Annotated in this window: 12 protein-coding genes and 1 riboswitch; of the genes, 5 read left to right on the top strand and 7 right to left on the bottom strand. The window is 58.2% G+C overall.

Annotation, left to right across the window (positions count from 1 at the left end; all coding sequences use genetic code 11):
* Positions 1-198 precede the first annotated feature (198 nt).
* From JSS95_03175 to JSS95_03165, 3 genes are all read left to right on the top strand, one after another.
* On the top strand, positions 199-573 hold the full coding sequence (locus tag JSS95_03175; GenBank protein MBS1798806.1) for a RidA family protein: 375 nt from the start codon (positions 199-201) through the stop codon (positions 571-573).
* Positions 574-847: 274 nt separating this feature from the next.
* The gene (locus JSS95_03170; protein ID MBS1798805.1) at positions 848-2,074 is read left to right on the top strand and encodes a phosphoglycerate kinase; all 1,227 of its coding nucleotides are present in this window, start codon (positions 848-850) and stop codon (positions 2,072-2,074) included.
* 48 nt (positions 2,075-2,122) lie between these two features.
* Positions 2,123-2,884, top strand: a complete 762-nt coding sequence (locus JSS95_03165; GenBank protein MBS1798804.1) for a triose-phosphate isomerase — start codon at positions 2,123-2,125, stop codon at positions 2,882-2,884.
* Positions 2,885-3,033: 149 nt separating this feature from the next.
* Here the strand turns inward: JSS95_03165 and lepB are convergent, their stop codons facing one another.
* A complete protein-coding gene (gene lepB, locus JSS95_03160; protein MBS1798803.1) occupies positions 3,034-3,639 on the bottom strand; it encodes a signal peptidase I in 606 nt (201 codons plus the stop codon).
* Positions 3,636-4,691: a serine hydrolase gene (locus JSS95_03155; GenBank protein ID MBS1798802.1), complete on the bottom strand. Its 1,056-nt coding sequence runs from the start codon at positions 4,689-4,691 to the stop codon at positions 3,636-3,638. The genes lepB and JSS95_03155 overlap by 4 nt, the downstream gene beginning before the upstream one ends.
* Before the next feature lie 234 nt (positions 4,692-4,925).
* On the opposite strand from JSS95_03155, the gene murQ reads away from it, so the two are divergent.
* Positions 4,926-5,894, top strand: a complete 969-nt coding sequence (murQ, locus tag JSS95_03150; GenBank protein MBS1798801.1) for an N-acetylmuramic acid 6-phosphate etherase — start codon at positions 4,926-4,928, stop codon at positions 5,892-5,894.
* A gap of 109 nt (positions 5,895-6,003) precedes the next feature.
* Here the strand turns inward: murQ and JSS95_03145 are convergent, their stop codons facing one another.
* From JSS95_03145 to JSS95_03125, 5 genes are all read right to left on the bottom strand, one after another.
* Entirely contained in the window at positions 6,004-7,227 is a 1,224-nt protein-coding gene (locus tag JSS95_03145; protein ID MBS1798800.1) for an FAD-dependent oxidoreductase, read from the bottom strand.
* A 127-nt stretch (positions 7,228-7,354) separates the two neighbouring features.
* Positions 7,355-8,374, bottom strand: a complete 1,020-nt coding sequence (locus JSS95_03140) for a ribonucleotide-diphosphate reductase subunit beta (protein MBS1798799.1) — start codon at positions 8,372-8,374, stop codon at positions 7,355-7,357.
* 12 nt (positions 8,375-8,386) lie between these two features.
* Positions 8,387-10,786, bottom strand: a complete 2,400-nt coding sequence (locus JSS95_03135; GenBank protein ID MBS1798798.1) for a ribonucleoside-diphosphate reductase subunit alpha — start codon at positions 10,784-10,786, stop codon at positions 8,387-8,389.
* Between the two features lie 101 nt (positions 10,787-10,887).
* A riboswitch (cobalamin riboswitch) is annotated at positions 10,888-11,082 on the bottom strand.
* 290 nt (positions 11,083-11,372) lie between these two features.
* Complete coding sequence (locus JSS95_03130) at positions 11,373-12,335, bottom strand: sugar phosphate isomerase/epimerase (protein ID MBS1798797.1); 963 nt, start codon at positions 12,333-12,335, stop codon at positions 11,373-11,375.
* Between the two features lie 83 nt (positions 12,336-12,418).
* Positions 12,419-15,934: a TonB-dependent receptor gene (locus JSS95_03125; GenBank protein ID MBS1798796.1), complete on the bottom strand. Its 3,516-nt coding sequence runs from the start codon at positions 15,932-15,934 to the stop codon at positions 12,419-12,421.
* A 179-nt stretch (positions 15,935-16,113) separates the two neighbouring features.
* Between JSS95_03125 and JSS95_03120 the strand changes: the two genes are divergently transcribed.
* A complete protein-coding gene (locus tag JSS95_03120; GenBank protein MBS1798795.1) occupies positions 16,114-16,965 on the top strand; it encodes a sugar phosphate isomerase/epimerase in 852 nt (283 codons plus the stop codon).
* Positions 16,966-17,007: the final 42 nt, after the last annotated feature.

Here is a 17,007-nt window from a genome sequence, read left to right as displayed (position 1 = left end):
GTCGATGTTTTTATATACTCCGAAATCGACCATCGGCCGTGTCAATGTCAGGTAGGCAATTGCAAAATGAACTGAAAGCAAGATGCACAAGACATCGAGAACCCTTCGATTCCGGGCGGGGTTGGTTACGCGCATGGCCGAATGCTACATCATCAAATGCTGACCACCGTATCCCAGCTTTGCCATTAGACTCAACTCATGGAACGGACCAACATTTCGGGTACATCTCCCTACGAGCCTGTCATCGGCTTCTCGCGAGCAGTCCGCATCGGTAACCATGTGCATGTCTCCGGGACAGGGCCAGTAGGCGCGGACGACCTCGACGTTGCCCGGCAGACCGAGCGCTGCCTGACGATCATCGCCGAGGCCCTGAAGAACGCCGGCGCTTCCATGGAACATGTCTATCGCACACGCATGTTCCTGACGCGTGCCGAAGACTGGAAGACGGTCGGCCATGCGCACGGCAAATTTTTCTCGACCGTCCTTCCCGCCGCCACCATGGTGGTCGTCAAGGAGCTGCTCGATCCGCGCTGGCACATCGAGATCGAAGCCGACGCCTTTATTCCGGAATAGGTACTCTTCATAACGCTGCATCTGTGCTGCATCGGGAGCGTGGTAACAGCCTCCGCTTCCGCGCGCCTTGAGCCTACCCCATCCCAATTGCGCTCCCCTCGGCGTTTGCGTCAAATTCCCCATCGCGCTGATTCGCACCGATATGCCACTCCAGGGGTGAAGTTTTTGCATTGGCCGGTCAGAATGCTCCGGCACCCGCTATCATGGATAGCAATAACGATTCACGAATCCACTGCATCACAACCAGACTCCCCTCCGTCGAAAAGGAACCTGCATGTCGAAGCTGTCCATCCGCGATATAGACCTCACCAACAAGCGGGTTTTGATCCGCGTTGATTTCAACGTACCGCTTGCGGTCGATGGACCCGACAGTTCGCCTCGCATCACCGACGACACACGCATCCGCGAGACGATCCCAACAATTGAGTACGCGCTGCGGCGCAAGGCTCGCGTTATCCTCTGCTCGCACCTTGGCCGCCCCAAGGGCAAGGTGGTGCCCTCGATGAGCCTGCGGCCGGTCGTTGACCGCCTGCGCGAGCTGCTCGACCACGTCATCAGCGAAGAGGAGAACGTCGCCTTCTCCCCCGAGTGCGTCGGCGAGATCGCCACCGAGATGGTCGCCGGTCTCGAGCCCGGCCAGCCGCTGCTGCTTGAGAACCTGCGCTTCCATGCCGAAGAAGAGAAGAACGACCCGGAATTTGCAAAGCAGTTGGCCTCACTCTGCGACATCTACATCAACGACGCCTTCGGCAGCGCCCATCGCGCTCATGCCTCGACCGAGGGCGTGACGCACCACGTGCCCGTCTCCGGCGCAGGCCTGCTCATGGAAAAGGAGCTGACTTACCTGAGTAAGGCCGTCAGCGATCCCATCAAGCCCTTCGTCGCCATCATCGGCGGGGCCAAGGTCTCCGACAAGATTGAGGTCATCGACAGCCTGCTCGACCGCGTCACCACGCTGATCATCGGCGGAGGCATGGCCTACACCTTCCTGAACGCCAAGGGGCAGACGACCGGTAAATCGCTTGTCGAGGCCGACAAGATCAACGTCGCCAAGGCGGCGCTGGCCAAAGCAGCGAAGAAGGGCGTCAGCTTCCTGCTGCCGGTTGACCACGTGCTCGCTGACAAGTTCGCCTCCGATGCGAAGACGCAGGTCTTCTCCGGGACCGGCGCCTTCCCTGCCGACATGATGGCGCTCGACATCGGCCCCGCCTCGGTCGAGCTCTTCAAGCGAGAGATCGCCGACGCCATCACGATCGTGTGGAACGGCCCGATGGGGGTCTTCGAGATGCCGGCCTTCGCCAAAGGCACGAACGCAGTCGCCAGGGCCGTCGCGGCAAATCAGGATGCTACCAGCATCGTCGGCGGCGGGGACTCCGTCGCCGCGGTCCAGCAATCGGGAGTCGCCGCGAAGATCACGCACATCTCGACCGGCGGCGGAGCCTCACTGGAGTTTCTCGAAGGCAAAACCCTGCCGGGCGTTGCCGCGCTGACGAACAAGTAATCGCTGCAACGCCAAACTCATTCCTGAAGGAAATGGAAACTGATTCCCATGCGCAAACTGCTAATCGCTGCCAACTGGAAGATGTACAAGAACCCCGCCGAGTCCACGGCTTTCCTCACGCACTTCGTTCCCCTGGTCAAGCAAAATGACAAGGCCGAAGTCGTTCTCTGCCCTCCGATGACCTCGCTGCCCGCGCTCGTCGACGCCGCACGCGGCAAGTCCGTCGCCGTCGGCGCGCAGACGATGCACTGGCTCAATGAAGGCGCATATACCGGCGAGACCTCGCCGACGATGCTTACGGCCATCGGCGCAACCCACGTCCTCATCGGCCACTCCGAGCGGCGGCAGTACTTCAACGAGACCGACACCACCGTGAACCTGAAGCTGAAGTCGGCGCTCGCGCATGGCCTGGTGCCTATCGTCTGCGTCGGCGAACACCTGCATGAGCGCGAGGCCAACAAGACCACCGAGGTCCTGAACCTTCAGGTCGCGGTCGCCCTCGAAGGCATCGACCCCGCCGCGCTGGGCCCGCTGGTCATCGCCTACGAGCCCGTCTGGGCCATTGGAACAGGCAAGACCGCCACACCCGAGATCGCAGAGGAAGCGCACAAGATCATTCGTGCGCAGTTGGCAAAGGTGGCAGGGCCCACTGTCGCCGCGGCGACGAGAATTCTCTACGGCGGCTCAGTGAAGCCGGACAACGCCGCTTCGCTCTGCTGCCTGGAGGACATTGACGGCGCTCTGGTCGGAGGAGCATCGCTCGACCCGGGCTCCTTTGCTCAGATCGTTGCAAACGCGACTTCCAAATAATCTTGCACGCAAAGAGAAACGGCGTGGCTTTCAGCCACGCCGTTTTCGAGTTTGAAAACTCCCTCAACAAGCCGTCATTCTGACCCTGAGCGAAACCGAAGGGGAAGAATCCCCGCTTTCTGTCTTTGTATTTGTTGTGAGACGGCAATCTACCGGACAACCCCAGCCTGCTCCATCGGCCAATACACAAAGGCCGCCTTCCCATAGATCAGGTCGCGGTCAACGGGGCCGAAGTCTCGGCTGTCACTCGATATAGAACGGTGGTCTCCCATCACAAAGTACTCATGCTCAGGCACAACCGTCTCCGGCAAAGAGCGATCGTCTTCAAAGCGCGGCGGAACATACTTTTCAACCAACTCATGCCCATTGACGAAGACACGGCCGTGGTCGATGCGAAGATCGTCGCCGGGAAGCGCGATGACGCGCTTGATATAGCTCTTTTGATGATCGTGCGGATAAAGGAAGACGACCACATCGCCGCGTTGAATCTCGCCTACCCTATATGCCAGTTTGTTGATGAAGAGCCTGTCCTGGTCTTCAAGCATCGGTAACATGCTCGTGCCCTCTACACGAACAGGCTGGTAGAGAAAGATGATGATGAAGCTGGAAACAGCGACAGAGATAATGAGGTCGCGAATCCACGAGTGAGCGCTGCCCTTCTTTCTGGCTGGCGCTTCAGGCAGACCTGTGTCGAGTTCTTGTGCCGGTTCTCTCGGCTCGCTTACATCCACGGCCTTACTTTCTTCCTCAATCATTTAGACGCGCTTTTCGCAGGTTCGGGAGCCACATGAAGACCAAGCCCCAACCCGGGAACGAGATTCTTGCCGTCCACTCCAGCCGGCGACCAGGCCTCAACAATCTCCTTCGCCAGCCTTGCAATCATCATCTCAGCCTCATTATCGGGAGTCCAGCTTTTATCTTCGTTTTCGTAGGTGAAGATCGAAATCACCATCGGTCCATCTTTCCCGGCCACAAGAGCAACATCGTTCCGAACTGCATTCAAACTGCCAGTCTTGCTGGCAATCCCTGAGCCAGTCTCGCTCGAATCCAGCTTCTCAAGATACCTCGGTATCGTGTTTCGGTAGAACTGGTTACGCAACATTGTTAAAGCCACCTGACAGATCGCCGCATCTCCAGGCTGCGGCTTTTCGCCTGGACCGGCCAGCTCGCACAGACCGATCCTCTCCATGATCGTCGCCATCTCCCGTGCCGTCGTCTTTCCCAGGCCAAACTTCGGCTGGTCTGCGGGCATCGGGCCTGTCGCCGGCTTCATCACCTTCTTGTACAGGTGGGTATCTTTTAGGCCCAGCCAGGCGATCCTGGCATTCACCGCGTCGACGCCAAAGCGGTCGATCGCCAGGTTCGTGCCAGTGTTGTCACTCACGATGACCATCATCGTCAGAACATCCTTCAGTGTTAGCGTTAGCGGAGCATCGAAGAAACTGAGCACGCCCGAGCCACTGACGCCATCGCCCTTTGCAAGAGTGAGCTTCTCATCCCAGTGGGCCTTCCCCGCGCGCACCTGCTCCATCGCCTCAAACAGAATCGCCAGTTTGATGACAGAGGCTGTCTGGACGGGATGGTCTTCATCGATGGCCACGGTCTTCCCCGTGTTCAACTGGGTTGCATAGAGCGCCACGTGACCGTGATGCGTCGATGCCAAAGTTGTGAGTCGGTCCTCCAGAGTAGTATCCGTCTTCTGCAGGCCGAGCGAAAAAGGCTGCGCTTCAGCACGAAGACCAGCAACTCCCAATGCGATAGCCAGAAAACCGGCCACAGAGCAGCACCAACGCGATCTATTTGCCATGACCTGCATATTACAGATAATCGTTTGACATAGCAGGGCAATCCTGCGATTGCTCACTTATCATCCGAGACGGACCGGCGACTCGACCGTCCAAGCATGTGAGGAAGGTATGATTCGCTTGATCGGAGCCTCATGCCGGGTATCAAACATGTACCTTTCCATACGCAACTACGGTCTATTAGGACTAGAATCATATAAAAGAGGAGCAGCAGGCGAACACCCAGTAAAATCTTTATGGCTACTCTCACCATGATCGAGTCGACTCCGCCGTTGAAATCCGCTCAGAACGGCCCCGATGAGTTTCAGAAACTCACCACCGAGACCCCCAACTCTGCCTCCGAGGGCCTCGATACAAAGTCGGCTCTTGAAATCGCGCGGATCATCAATCACGAAGATTCAAAGATCGCCGCTGCCGTTAAAAAAGCGCTGCCGGAGATCGCGATTGTGATCGATACCGTTGCACGATCGCTGCGCGATGGCGGCCGGCTGATCTACGTCGGCGCAGGCTCTTCGGGACGCATCGCCTCGCTCGACGCATCGGAGTGTCCGCCCACCTTCTCCACCGCCCCCGCGCAGGTGCAGTACATCATGGCCGGCGGACCAAAGGCTTTGGCATCCGCCTCTGACGTCAACGAAGATTCTCCCGAAATCGGCCAACGCGACATCGCACGGCGCCGGCCAACCCGCAAGGACATTGTTATCGGCGTATCGGCATCTGGCCGCACGCCGTACGTCGTCGGCGCTGTCGAATATGCTCGTGCACGAGGGGCCAAGACCGCCGCCGTCGTCTGCAACCTGAACACCGCACTGGCTGATGTAGCCGATACGACCATCGTCGCCGAAGTAGGCCCCGAGGCGCTCTCCGGTTCGACCCGCATGAAGTCGGCAACTGCACAGAAGATGATCCTGAACCTGATCACGACTGGCGCCATGACGAGGCTCGGCTATGTGTACGACAATCTGATGGTGAACGTGCACATGAAAAACGCCAAGCTCGTCGAGCGTGGCATTCGTGTGCTGATGAAGGTTTGCAATATCGACCGCGAAACTGCGATCCGCACCATCAAATCGGCAGGAAAGTCCATCCCGATAGCCGTTGTCATGCTGAAGGCTAACGTCGACAAGATGGAAGCCGTCCGCCGCCTGGCAAAATCCGATGGCAACGTAAGGCTCGCAATCGACGACTCCCGCCTCGAGTTGTAGCGCTTTACCAGCTACCGTGCCATCACTCTGACTCTCGAGCGCAGCGAAGGGGAATCCCCGTATTTTGCTCGCGCCAGCACGGACCTTCGCTTTCGTCCCGATGACCGCATCATGCGCGCCTGCGCGGCATCATCTCCATGCGGCTGTAAAGCTCCTGCAGCACCTGCACACCGGCAACGGCAGCCGCCCTGTCCGGCTGTTCGTTCGTGTCGTTCCATCCCTCATCCTCGCCGCCCGTTCCCGGCTGTACGACAATACCGTCACGCCGCGCGAGCACATAGACACCCTTGTAAAACAGGCCGTAGTGGACCCCCTCCTGCGGAATCAGCCACGCAATCTGCCCGCGGATCGGGACGATGCTCTCATCCGACCAGAGCTGGCGCGCGCCGTATCCCGTGCAGTTGACGATCACCGGCTGCGTTAGCGCGGCGATCTCTTGAGGAGAATGGAACTCTCGCGTCTCAATCCTTCCGCCCGCAATCAGAAAGTCGTTCATCAACTGCCGGGAGTAGTCCGCAACATTGAACGTCAGTGAAGAACTGCGCCGCACATACTTCGTGGGGAAAGGATGCAACCCCTCGGGGATCGTTTGCGAGCTGGGAGTAATGTCGTCGATGCGTTCCGCATAATGCGCAAACCCATGCGTATTGCCCTGATCCGCTTGAGCAGCACTCTCCTTGCGCGTCATGTCCGAGAGCATATAGCGATCGGTCCACTCGATCGGCGCTCCAGACATGCCGAGGTAGCTCTGATACATCGCGAACGATGTACGCGCCATCGACTCCCACTGCGCAGCGAAATCAGGCGACGCCGCCGAAGCCAGGGCAATCCGCGAATCCGGCGTCCACGAGCCCGTGGCCCGTGACGAACGCACAAACGGCGGCCGTTCCTTCGCGTAGATCGTTACGCGAAACCCCGCGCGCTGCGCTGTGATCGCCGCAGTCAGACCCAGCGCTCCGCAGCCGATCACCGCGATCTCCCTGCTGCCATTCGCCGCGTCAAGCGCCTTGCGTACCGCAACGTCGGCCGATCCCCACGAGAGCGACCAGCCGCTTCCGCCATGCCCATAGTTGTGCACAACAACCTTGTCGCCCACGCGCTCGACATCGAGGCGAGGGCCGGCAGCGCGAAACGGTCTCAGGCAGACCGTAATCCGGAAGATGCGATCGACGTCTGCGCGGATCGGCGTAATCGGCCCCGGCACATCGTAGAACGGAAGCGGCGGCGCACCCGCAACCGCAGCAGTAACTGCCCGCTTCATGCATCCCGTCAGGCCGACGGTACTGCATCCGGCAAGGGCCGCAGAGCCCTGCAGAAAGGATCGACGATTCATCATGCTTCTCCTTATGTGTGAGAGTTCTTGTGCGCCGAACTTCGGCAGCCTCCCTTTTGTTATAGAGGAAGATGCACACGATACCGTCAAAGCCTTGCCGCCGGTATATCAGGCAGTACCGGGCAGACTAAAAATCTTCGTGAAACGCCACCTCGCCGGCCACGGCAACCTGGTACGCCGAAACGCGTCTCTCAAAAAAATTCGTCAGCTCCTGCACATCCTGAAGCTCCATGAACGCGAACGGGTTCTTCGAGCCGAAGATCGCTGGCATACCCAGGCGCGCAACGCGCGAGTCCGCGACGTACTCCAGATACTGGCGCATCTCGCGCACCGACAGGCCCGCGACGCCGCCCGATAGCAGGTCTGCGGCGAATTGCAGCTCGCACTCCACCGCATCCTTCATCATCTCGACGATCTGCTGCTCGAGCTCCGCATCAAAGAGCTCAGGCTCCTCCGACCGCACAACGTTCACGACTTCAAACGCAAACTCCAGATGACAGCTCTCGTCGCGGAAGACCCAGTTCGTTCCCGCAGCAAGGCCGTTCAGCAACCCGCGCGAACGCAGAAAATACACATAGGCAAACGCCGCGAAGAAGAACAGACCCTCGATGCACCCCGCGAAACAGACAAGGTTCAGCAAAAACTGCTTGCGTTCGGCAGGAGTACGCAACTCATCCAGCTTCTGAATCGAATCCATCCAGCGCATGCAGAACTGCGCCTTCTTCGTGATCGACGGAATGTTCTCCACCGCGGCAAACGCCGCCGCGCGCGCCTCGGGATCGGGAACATAGTTGTCCAGCAGCGTCAAGTAAAACTGCACATGCACTGCCTCTTCAAAGAGCTGACGCGACAAATAAAGCCGCGCCTCGGGCGAGTTGATGTGCTTGTAGAGATTCAACACCAGGTTGTTGGAGACGATCGAGTCTCCAGTCGCAAAGAATGCAACCAGCCGCTGGATCAGGTGAATCTCCGCCGGAGTAAGACGCGAGCGCAGGTCAACCAGGTCGGTCGAAAAATCCACCTCCTCAACCGTCCATGTATTGCGGATGCCATCCTTGAACATCTCAAAAAAGACGGGATAACGCATCGGCCTCAGCGTGAGCGAAAGACCGGGATCGAGAATGGCGTTCGGTGTTGCGATGGACATAGATTTTCTCCTTTACTGGCAGGCTTCGCAGCTCTCTGGATTGTCAAGCGAGCACGTAACGCTCGCGGATGCGTTAATAACGACGGCTGTGCCCTTCGACGCCGCCGCGACCGTGGTCTTCGCGATCTTCGTCGCGGGACGCGAGCGCAGGTAGTACGTCGTCTTGACGCCGCGCTTCCACGCATACATGTACATCGAGCTGAGCCTCCCGATGTTTGGCGACTCCGCAAACAGGTTCAGCGACTGGCTCTGGTCGATAAAGGCCCCGCGGCCCGCCGCCATGTCGATGAGCGAACGCATCGGCAGCTCCCACACCGTGCGATAGATCGAGCGCACATCGCTCGGAATCTCCTCAATGCCCTGGATCGAGCCCTCGGCAAGTTTGATGCGTGTCCGCATCTCCTCCGACCACAGGCCAAGCTGCTTCAGCTCCTGCACAAGATAGCGGTTGATCTGCATGAACTCGCCCGAAAGCGTCTCGCGCTTGAACAGATTCGAAACCTGCGGCTCGATGCACTCATAGCAGCCGACGATCGACGCGATCGTCGCAGTGGGAGCAATCGCGATCATCAACGAGTTGCGCAGACCCGACCTCTTCATTCGCTCACGCAGCAACTCCCACCGCGCGCTGTCTTCCGGCTTCACGCCCCACAGATCGAACTGAAACTCTCCCTTTGCGGCGCGCGACTCCTGAAAAGCCGCATGCGGACCGTGCTGCTCCGCAAGCTCGCAGGAGACGGTCAGCGCATGAAAGTAAATCTCCTCCTGAATCTTGGCCGAGAGTGCACGCGCCTGCGGCGAGTCGAAGACCATCCGGAGTTGAAAGAAGACGTCCTGAAGCCCCATCACCCCCAGCCCCACCGGCCTCCATCGGCTATTTGCTACTGCGGCCTGCGGCACGGGGTAATAGTTGATGTCGATCACGCGATCGAGCATCGGCACCGCATGACGCACTGTCGCAGCCAGCTTGTCGAAGTCGAACGCACCATCCGTCACATGCCGCGCAAGATTGATCGAACCCAGATTGCACACCGCCGTCTCCTCGGACGATGTCACCTCCGTGATCTCCGTGCAGAGGTTCGAGAGATGAACGACGTTCTCCGGCAAACCCGTCTGGTTGCACTTCACATTGCATGCATCCTTGAAGACCATCCACCCGTTGCCGGTCTCCGCCAGCGTTCGCATCATGCGCGCGTAGAGATCGCGCGCCTTCACCTGGCGCACATACTTCTTCTGCTCCTCGGCCTCGACGTAAGCACGCTCGAACTCCACACCGAATAAATCGGGCAGATGAGTCACATCTTTAGGATCGAAGAGTGACCACATGCCATCTTCATCGACGCGCTTCATGAAAAGGTCCGGAATCCAGTTGGCGAGATTGAGGTTATACGTTCGCCGAGCATGGTCGCCCGTATTGTCGCGCATCTCCAGAAACGACTCCACATCCGCGTGCCACGGCTCGAGATACACGCAGCACGCGCCCTTGCGCTTGCCGCCCTGGTTGACCGCCGCCACCGACGCATCGAGCGTACGCAGCCACGGCACTATGCCGTTCGACAGCCCATTCGTCGCGCGAATCAACGAGCCCTCCGAGCGCACACGATGAAACGCAAGACCGATGCCGCCCGAAAACTTCGACAGCATCGCAATCTGCTTGTAAGCGTCGTAGATCGACTCCAGCGAGTCCTTCGGCGAATCCAGCAGATAGCACGACGACATCTGCGAGTGCTTCGTCCCACTGTTGAAGAGCGTCGGCGAACTGGGCAGATAGTCGTGCGACGCCAGCAGCCGATAAAACTCTGCCGCCTCATGCACGCGCACCGACAGTCCGGCCGAGACGCGCATGAAAAAGTACTGCGGCGTCTCGATCACCTGCCGCGTGATCGGATGACGCAGCAGGTAACGGTCATAGACCGTGCGCAACCCAAAGTACTCGAAGCGATCGGACAGTCGGTCGTCGATGGCGCTGTTCAGCTTCCTTGCATTCGCCGCGACGAACTCCGCCGCGTCCTTTGAAACCACACCCTCGCGATGCCCCACCTCCATCGACTGCGAGAAGGAGTAAATGTTCTGCCCCGCCACCTCTTTCTCGATCGTGGCCAGCAGCAGCCGCGCTGCCAGACGAGAGTACTCCGGCTCCTCGGCGATCAACGCCGCCGAAGTCTGGATCGAGATCGCATCAAGCTCCCGCGTCGAGGCGCCATCGAAGAGGCCGCCGATCGTCTTGCTGGCAACGCGCAGCGGGTCGACGTGCGGCAGCCCATAGCAGCAGCGCTGCACCGCCCGCACAATCTTGTTCACATCGACCGGTTCGAGCGAGCCGTTGCGCTTGCGCACCTGCATCTGCAGCACGGCTTCGGATGGGGGAAAGTTCGGATCGAGATCAGTGAGTGTCGCCTGCACCGTCGCCATGGGAGCGTCCTTTGCTCCGAGCTGCGTACAGCGGAAGTTGCCCGCAAAAAGACAGGCCGCAACCACCGCACCTTCCCCTCGGAGGTGTGTGAATTTCGTGCCCTCGGGCACGGCCTCATGGCAGGTCTTCGGACTCTGCAGGCTACCTACTTGCTCCGGCTTCCCAGCCCTTCGGCCAGTGCCTTCGTGGAGCGTTCGTTCCTGCTTACCGCTGCGGGGCAGCTCCGGATTTTCACCGGATTCCCTTTTCAGTTGCCGGCCTCGCGACCGGCAACACCATGAAGTTCACTCACTATAGCAAGGGCCTACCGGCAGGTCAACGTCAATATATTGGGGTGTTTTTGCACTTCTACGCAAGCTTTCCACAGCCGCTGAAATGCGAAATCGCGGGACGAACTGCATATCGGAGTATGCTGGCAACCGGCAAAGTTCCTTGATGAAAGCAACCGCACACCGAGCAATCTTCCAATCGCTAGGGCGAATAGTTGTCGTCATTCTGAGCCGAAGGCGAAGAATCCCCGTATCTTGCCTGCACCGCAACCAATACCAAGCTGGGATCCTGCGCCTCGCCATAATCCGGAATGCCTCACAGATTCCCCGAGTCCTCCAGCGCCTTCTTCATCCCAGCCCAGCTCTGCCGCGTCGAATCCTCCGGCGACGATCCGCCATGCCAGTGCGTCTCCAGGCTCACCGAATCGCGATACCCCGCCTTCGCAAGATCGCGGAACTGCCCCGTCCAGTCGATGATGCCCGTCCCCACCGGCGACCACACCACCTTGCCGTCGGCTCCCTTCACCGCATTCTTCACATGGCAGTGATGAATCCGGTCCTTCGGCAGAAGATTCCACGCCACGGGGTACGCATCGAACTCACCGCGCATCACGGCGTTGCCCGGGTCCCAGTTCAGCGCCAGGTGCGGCGACTTCACTGCCGCGAGCGTCCGTGCCGCCTCGCGCCCAGTCGCCGTGTTGCAGGCATACTCGTTCTCGAGCACAAGCCTGACACCCTGCTTCCCGCAGACCTCAGCCGCCTCGGCCAGCTTCCGGTCGATCGCCTCGCGATAAGGCGCGACGTTCTCAATACGCCAGAAATCGAAGCACCGCACCTTGTCCGTCTTGAACTGCTTCGCCAGCGAGATGCTCTTCTCGAGCACAGCGTCCTGCTCCTTCAACACATCGCTCGAAGCAGGAGCGTTCTTCGGGCCATGCTCCGACTTCGGCGCGCCCGGCCAGTCTACCTTGAACAGCGGGCTCGCGATGTCGGTCACGCGCAGGTTGTACTTCGCCAGAATCTTCAGCGCGTCCGCGGTCTCCGCATCGCTCAACGACTGCAAGCTCTTCTTCCACATCCCACGCAGCTCCACCCACTGCATGCCAAAGTCCCTCGCCGCAACCGAGCAGGCATGGTCAAAGTCCTGCGAGATCTCATCCGTAATCACCGCGACCCGAAACGGTGATGCCTTGTATGCGAATGCCGAACGGTCCATACCAGTAGCCAGCCCCATTGCAACTCCACCGGCTAAAAAACCGCGCCTTGAAATCCGATTCATCGCTTATTCCCCTCCTCATAAAGATAAGGCCAGTCTCTGCTGAAACAGAAACTGGCCTCCAATTCGCTACAGATTTTGCAGGCCTAGAACGTGATCCGCGCCGACGCCTGAAGGCTGCGTCCGCCGCCGATACCGTTGACACTTCCCTGCCCGCTTCCCAGAGTGCCGGTAATGGTTCCAAAGTTTCCAGAGGTAAACAGATTGCCGCTGCCAGAATTCGGCACGTTGAACTGCGGCGTATTGCTCAACTGGAACGCATCGAGCCGCGTCTCCAGCGCAGCCTCACGCCAGATTGGGAAGCTCTTGAAGATCGACAGATTGTCCTGAATATAGCCCGGTCCACGGAACTGATTCCTTCCGGTATTTCCCAATTGAACATTTTGCAGTGTGCATGGCGTAGCGGGAGTAGTCTGCGGGCAGGCGCCAGGCTGCGTAAATGCAGTCTTGTCCAACCACGGGCTGCTCGATCCAATACCTCCCAGGACCTTGTAGACGCCGGTCAGATTCGCAAGCATCGCAGTGCCTGGCGTGTTCAAATTGGTGCCGCTCGCATAGACCGAGAAGGGCAATCCAGATACGGCTGAGAACACACCCGACAGCTTCCAGCCTCCCAGAACATAAGCCCCAACCCCGGAGCTCAGGTAGCGATGACCACGGCCAACCGGAAGCTCATAGGTAAAGCTCTGCTGGAAGTTCAACCTGCGATCAAAGTCATTCGGAGCATAGTTTCTGTGCATGTTGGCCGTCGTAAAGAACAGGATCCCACCATCATCGCCAGTGACATACCCCAGCCCCTTACCCCAGGTAAAGGCCGAAGTAAAACCTAGTCCTTTCGCGAACCGCTTCGTCGCCTGAACCTGCAACGATTGGAAGTTGGAGGAGAATCCGTTGAATATCTTGTTGGTTGCTGCAACGCGGTGAACTGTTGGGCTGCACCCCGCACAGTTATAACCCGGCTTCGAATTATTTCCTCCACCGTAGACATCGGTCGGATTATTAATGTCGATGTTCCCGGGAATGCCTACGCCGTGATTACCCACATACGCAATCTGAAGCGACATATCATAAGGCAACGATTGCTGAACCGCAAGATTCCACGACTCTACATAAGGGTTCTTGTAGTCCAGCGGAACATAGTACTGTGCCTGTGCCACGAGAGTCGGCGTCGTCACGGGAATAATACCGTTTGCCGGAATCGGCACAGGTACCGGCGCCGGAAATCCCGCCTGGAACGTAGCAGGAGTCACGCCATCGGCCAGCACGGCAGGAGTAAACGCGCTCAGTCCCTGCGGTCCATATGAATTGTTGGAACGCACGGGATAGTTATACGCATAGTTGTTATCCGCAAACGGCATGTAGCTGATACCGAATCCACCGCGTATCACGGTATTGTCCGTCGCACGATAGGCAAAACCTGTGCGCGGGGCAAAATAGCGGTAGCGGGTCGTCATACCGAGATTGGACGGGTTGCCGCCAACGCCCGCAATAACCAGATTGTTTGCAACCGGATCGTAGTTCGAGAATCCGCTGGCAATCTTCGGCGTCGCCGGCGGATAGAACTCCCATCGGGTGCCGAGGTCCACTGTGAGCTTCGGCGTAACCTGCCACTTGTCGGTGGCAAACGCAAAGAGCCACCATTGGCGATAAGCGGGAAAGAACGTGTTCACATCACGCCCAACCTGATTAGGAAGCCCTAACAGGAAGCTCGCAATATTGTTCGCCAGGTTTGTGCCTTTGCTGGCCGCGTCCGACGTCTGCACGTCAGAGAAATTGAAGACGCCACGCGGACTGAATGTCTGGTCCTGCAACAGATCGTCTCTTACCCGTCGCAAGTCACCGCCAAACTTGATCGTGTGGTTACGGACGATCTTCGTCCAGTTGTTGACAAAGTCGATGTTCGCTTCAGCTCGGATCCATGGCACCGAGGCGGAGTAACCGATCAGGGTGCCGGTGAATCCCCCGTTAATCGAAAGTCCCACCTGCCCGCTGGTGAACTGATTGATATTCACCCCAGGAATTCCCAGCGCCGTCGCATCGTTCGAGCCGTAGTCGCTTGGCTGTGCACTGTTGCGAAGATGGGCGACACCGAACCTGACCTCGGTAAACAAGGTCGGCGAGAAGACGTGATCGTAGTTCACCCCAGTACTGTACGACGTCTGAACGCCCGTTCCCTGAAAACCGCCGCCGGCCGGACCGCCGAGGAACGAACCAAACGCGGGCGCCTGGAACGTATTCACACGCTGCCAGCTATAACGGCCGCTGATGTGGTTCCTCTCATTGAGCGTGAAGTCGATCTTTGTGTCCCAGCTATTCGTCCCCTTCGTGAAGGGAAGATTTGACGTGTAGTTGTTGCTGGGATTCGACAACGGCGCAGACCCATTCAGCTTGCCATACTGTGCGGCTGCGGCGTTTACGCGCTTCAGGATATCGAGAGAGATCGGGTTCACTCTCCCGATAGGAATCTGGTTGTTCGCAAACGCTGTTCGAGGTGTTCCAGCCGGAACTCCCACCGGCTGAGCAACCGTCCGCCCATCGCCTGTCGCCGGATCGTAGACGATCCCAATCTGATTGCCGTTTTTATCCAGTGTTATCGCCGAGCTCAGATCGATGAAGCCCTGCGCATTCGGCGTATAGTAGCGGGCATCTGGAATCGTGAACGTATTCGATATTCTTTCGTGATCCGCGCTGCCCTGGTAGTCGCCAAAGAAAAACAGCTTATCTTTGAAGATCGGCCCACCGATCGAACCGCCATAGCTGTTGTATGTGAGATGACCAAGCGGTCCACCAAAGTACGACCGGGCATTCACCGCGTTGTTCTGTATGTACTCAAACGCCGATCCATGAAACGAATTCGATCCGGATTTCAGGATCACGTTCGTCACTGCACCTACTGCGCGGCCCATCTCCGCATCAAAATTGTTGGTAGAAATATCAACCGATTGGATCGACTCTGCGGGAGAAATGATGATCTGCAGCAGGCCAGTGCGCTCATCGTTATCGATACCTTCAATCTGGTACAAATTCCCCAGGCGCGGAATGCCGTTGACACGTGTCTGCAGCGAGCCCTGCGCATTGAAGAACTGCGAGTGCTCGTATGTCGACGGCGTCGTTCCCGGAACCAGCGTCAGCAGCGACTGGAAGTTCCGGTTCGTTGTCATCGGGAGATTCGCAAGCTGGTGCGCCTCCAGTTTCGTCGAGATGTCGGCCCGGTCGGTCTGCAGCAGCGGAGGAGCCGTCGTCACCATCACCTCTTCCGAAACACTTCCCGGCGCAAGGTCGAAGTCCGCGCGGGTCGAAGAGTTGATCAGCACATCGATGTTCTGGTGCGTCTCCTTCTTGAATCCCTGGGCAACAACCACCACCGAATACCTGCCCGGAGGAAGGTTTGGCACCGTGTAATTTCCTGCTGAGTTTGTCACCGACTCATAGACCGTAGACGTGGCCATATTGGTCGCCGTGACCTTCGCATTGTTGATCGTCGCGCCGGTCGTGTCCTGAACCGTACCCAGCAACGTCGCATTCACCGCTTGCCCTCTCAGCGTAAGTGGTAACGCTGTTAGACATAGAGCAACTGACAGTACCATCCATAAGCGTTTCATTCGTAAGCCTCCGAAAATGGACAACGTTCGTCCCAAAACTTTGTATTGTTTGAAGAGCGAACGAAAGCTACCAGCAACGATTAAGGCATGTCAATAAAAAATTTAAATAGAGTTCCATCCCATTGCTCATGTCCTTTCCAACTGGACGACCACCTTCCAACATCGCTACTATGCCGTTCATGAATCCAAACCTCTCACGCCGCAGCCTGCTTCGTGGCGGAACCGCCCTCGCCGCCTCCGCCGCCCTCGCCAATACTTCCCTCTCCTTTGCCGCACCGGCACCATCCGGGTCGCCGATTCGCCTCGGCATCGCGAGCTACACCTTCCGCAAGTTCAATCAGCAGCAGTTGATCGGCTTCATGAAGGAGCTCAAGTCTCCTTACCTCAACCTCAAAGACGTCCATCTCCCCATGACACCCTTCGATCAGATCGCCACGCGGGCCGCGGAATATCGGGCCGCAGGGTTAACGCTAACTGCCGCCGGAACCATCTATTTCGGCAAGGATGACGACGACGACATCAAGTCAAAATTCGAGTACGTCAAGGCCGCTGGCATTCCCATCATCGTCGGCTCTCCTACCAGGCAGGTCCTTCCTCGTGTCGAAAAATTCGTCAAGCAATACGACATCAAGCTCGCCATCCACAACCACGGGACGGAAGACAAACAGTGGCCATCCCCGCTTGATGTCCTTGCAGTTGTGAAGTCCATGGACCCCCGCATCGGCTGCTGCATCGACGTCGGCCACACCATGCGAACCGGCACCGATCCTGTCGCTGCCATCAAAAAGGTTGGACCACGCCTCTTCGATCTCCACATGAAGGACCTCGCCAACGGCATGGTCAAAGAGAGCCAGGTGGCCGTCGGTGATGGCGTCATGCCCGTCCCCGCAATCTTCCGGGCACTTGTCGATATCGGCTACAAGGGCAACGTTGATCTTGAGTATGAAATTAATGAAAACGACCCCATGCCCGGCGTCACAAAGAGCTTCGCCTACATGCGCGGAGTCATAGCAGGTATGGGTTTACGTTAGACAGGAGTTGTACGCGCGTTGGCCAATAAATTCCAACGCGCG

It is taken from the genome of Acidobacteriota bacterium, from assembly GCA_018268895.1.
Classification (GTDB): Bacteria; Acidobacteriota; Terriglobia; order Terriglobales; family Acidobacteriaceae; genus Edaphobacter.
Note: the sequence above shows the minus strand (reverse complement) of the source record. Positions and strands in the feature narration are given on the sequence as shown.

Coding starts and splice junctions, on each gene's coding strand:
- JSS95_03130 (MBS1798797.1), bottom strand. CDS start 12,335: ATGAATCGGATTTCAAGGCGCGGTTTTTTAGCCGGTGGAGTTGCAATG.
- JSS95_03155 (MBS1798802.1), bottom strand. CDS start 4,691: ATGGCAAATAGATCGCGTTGGTGCTGCTCTGTGGCCGGTTTTCTGGCT.
- JSS95_03135 (MBS1798798.1), bottom strand. CDS start 10,786: ATGGCGACGGTGCAGGCGACACTCACTGATCTCGATCCGAACTTTCCC.
- JSS95_03145 (MBS1798800.1), bottom strand. CDS start 7,227: ATGAATCGTCGATCCTTTCTGCAGGGCTCTGCGGCCCTTGCCGGATGC.
- lepB (MBS1798803.1), bottom strand. CDS start 3,639: ATGATTGAGGAAGAAAGTAAGGCCGTGGATGTAAGCGAGCCGAGAGAA.
- JSS95_03140 (MBS1798799.1), bottom strand. CDS start 8,374: ATGTCCATCGCAACACCGAACGCCATTCTCGATCCCGGTCTTTCGCTC.
- JSS95_03125 (MBS1798796.1), bottom strand. CDS start 15,934: ATGAAACGCTTATGGATGGTACTGTCAGTTGCTCTATGTCTAACAGCG.
- JSS95_03170 (MBS1798805.1), top strand. CDS start 848: ATGTCGAAGCTGTCCATCCGCGATATAGACCTCACCAACAAGCGGGTT.
- murQ (MBS1798801.1), top strand. CDS start 4,926: ATGGCTACTCTCACCATGATCGAGTCGACTCCGCCGTTGAAATCCGCT.
- JSS95_03175 (MBS1798806.1), top strand. CDS start 199: ATGGAACGGACCAACATTTCGGGTACATCTCCCTACGAGCCTGTCATC.
- JSS95_03165 (MBS1798804.1), top strand. CDS start 2,123: ATGCGCAAACTGCTAATCGCTGCCAACTGGAAGATGTACAAGAACCCC.
- JSS95_03120 (MBS1798795.1), top strand. CDS start 16,114: ATGAATCCAAACCTCTCACGCCGCAGCCTGCTTCGTGGCGGAACCGCC.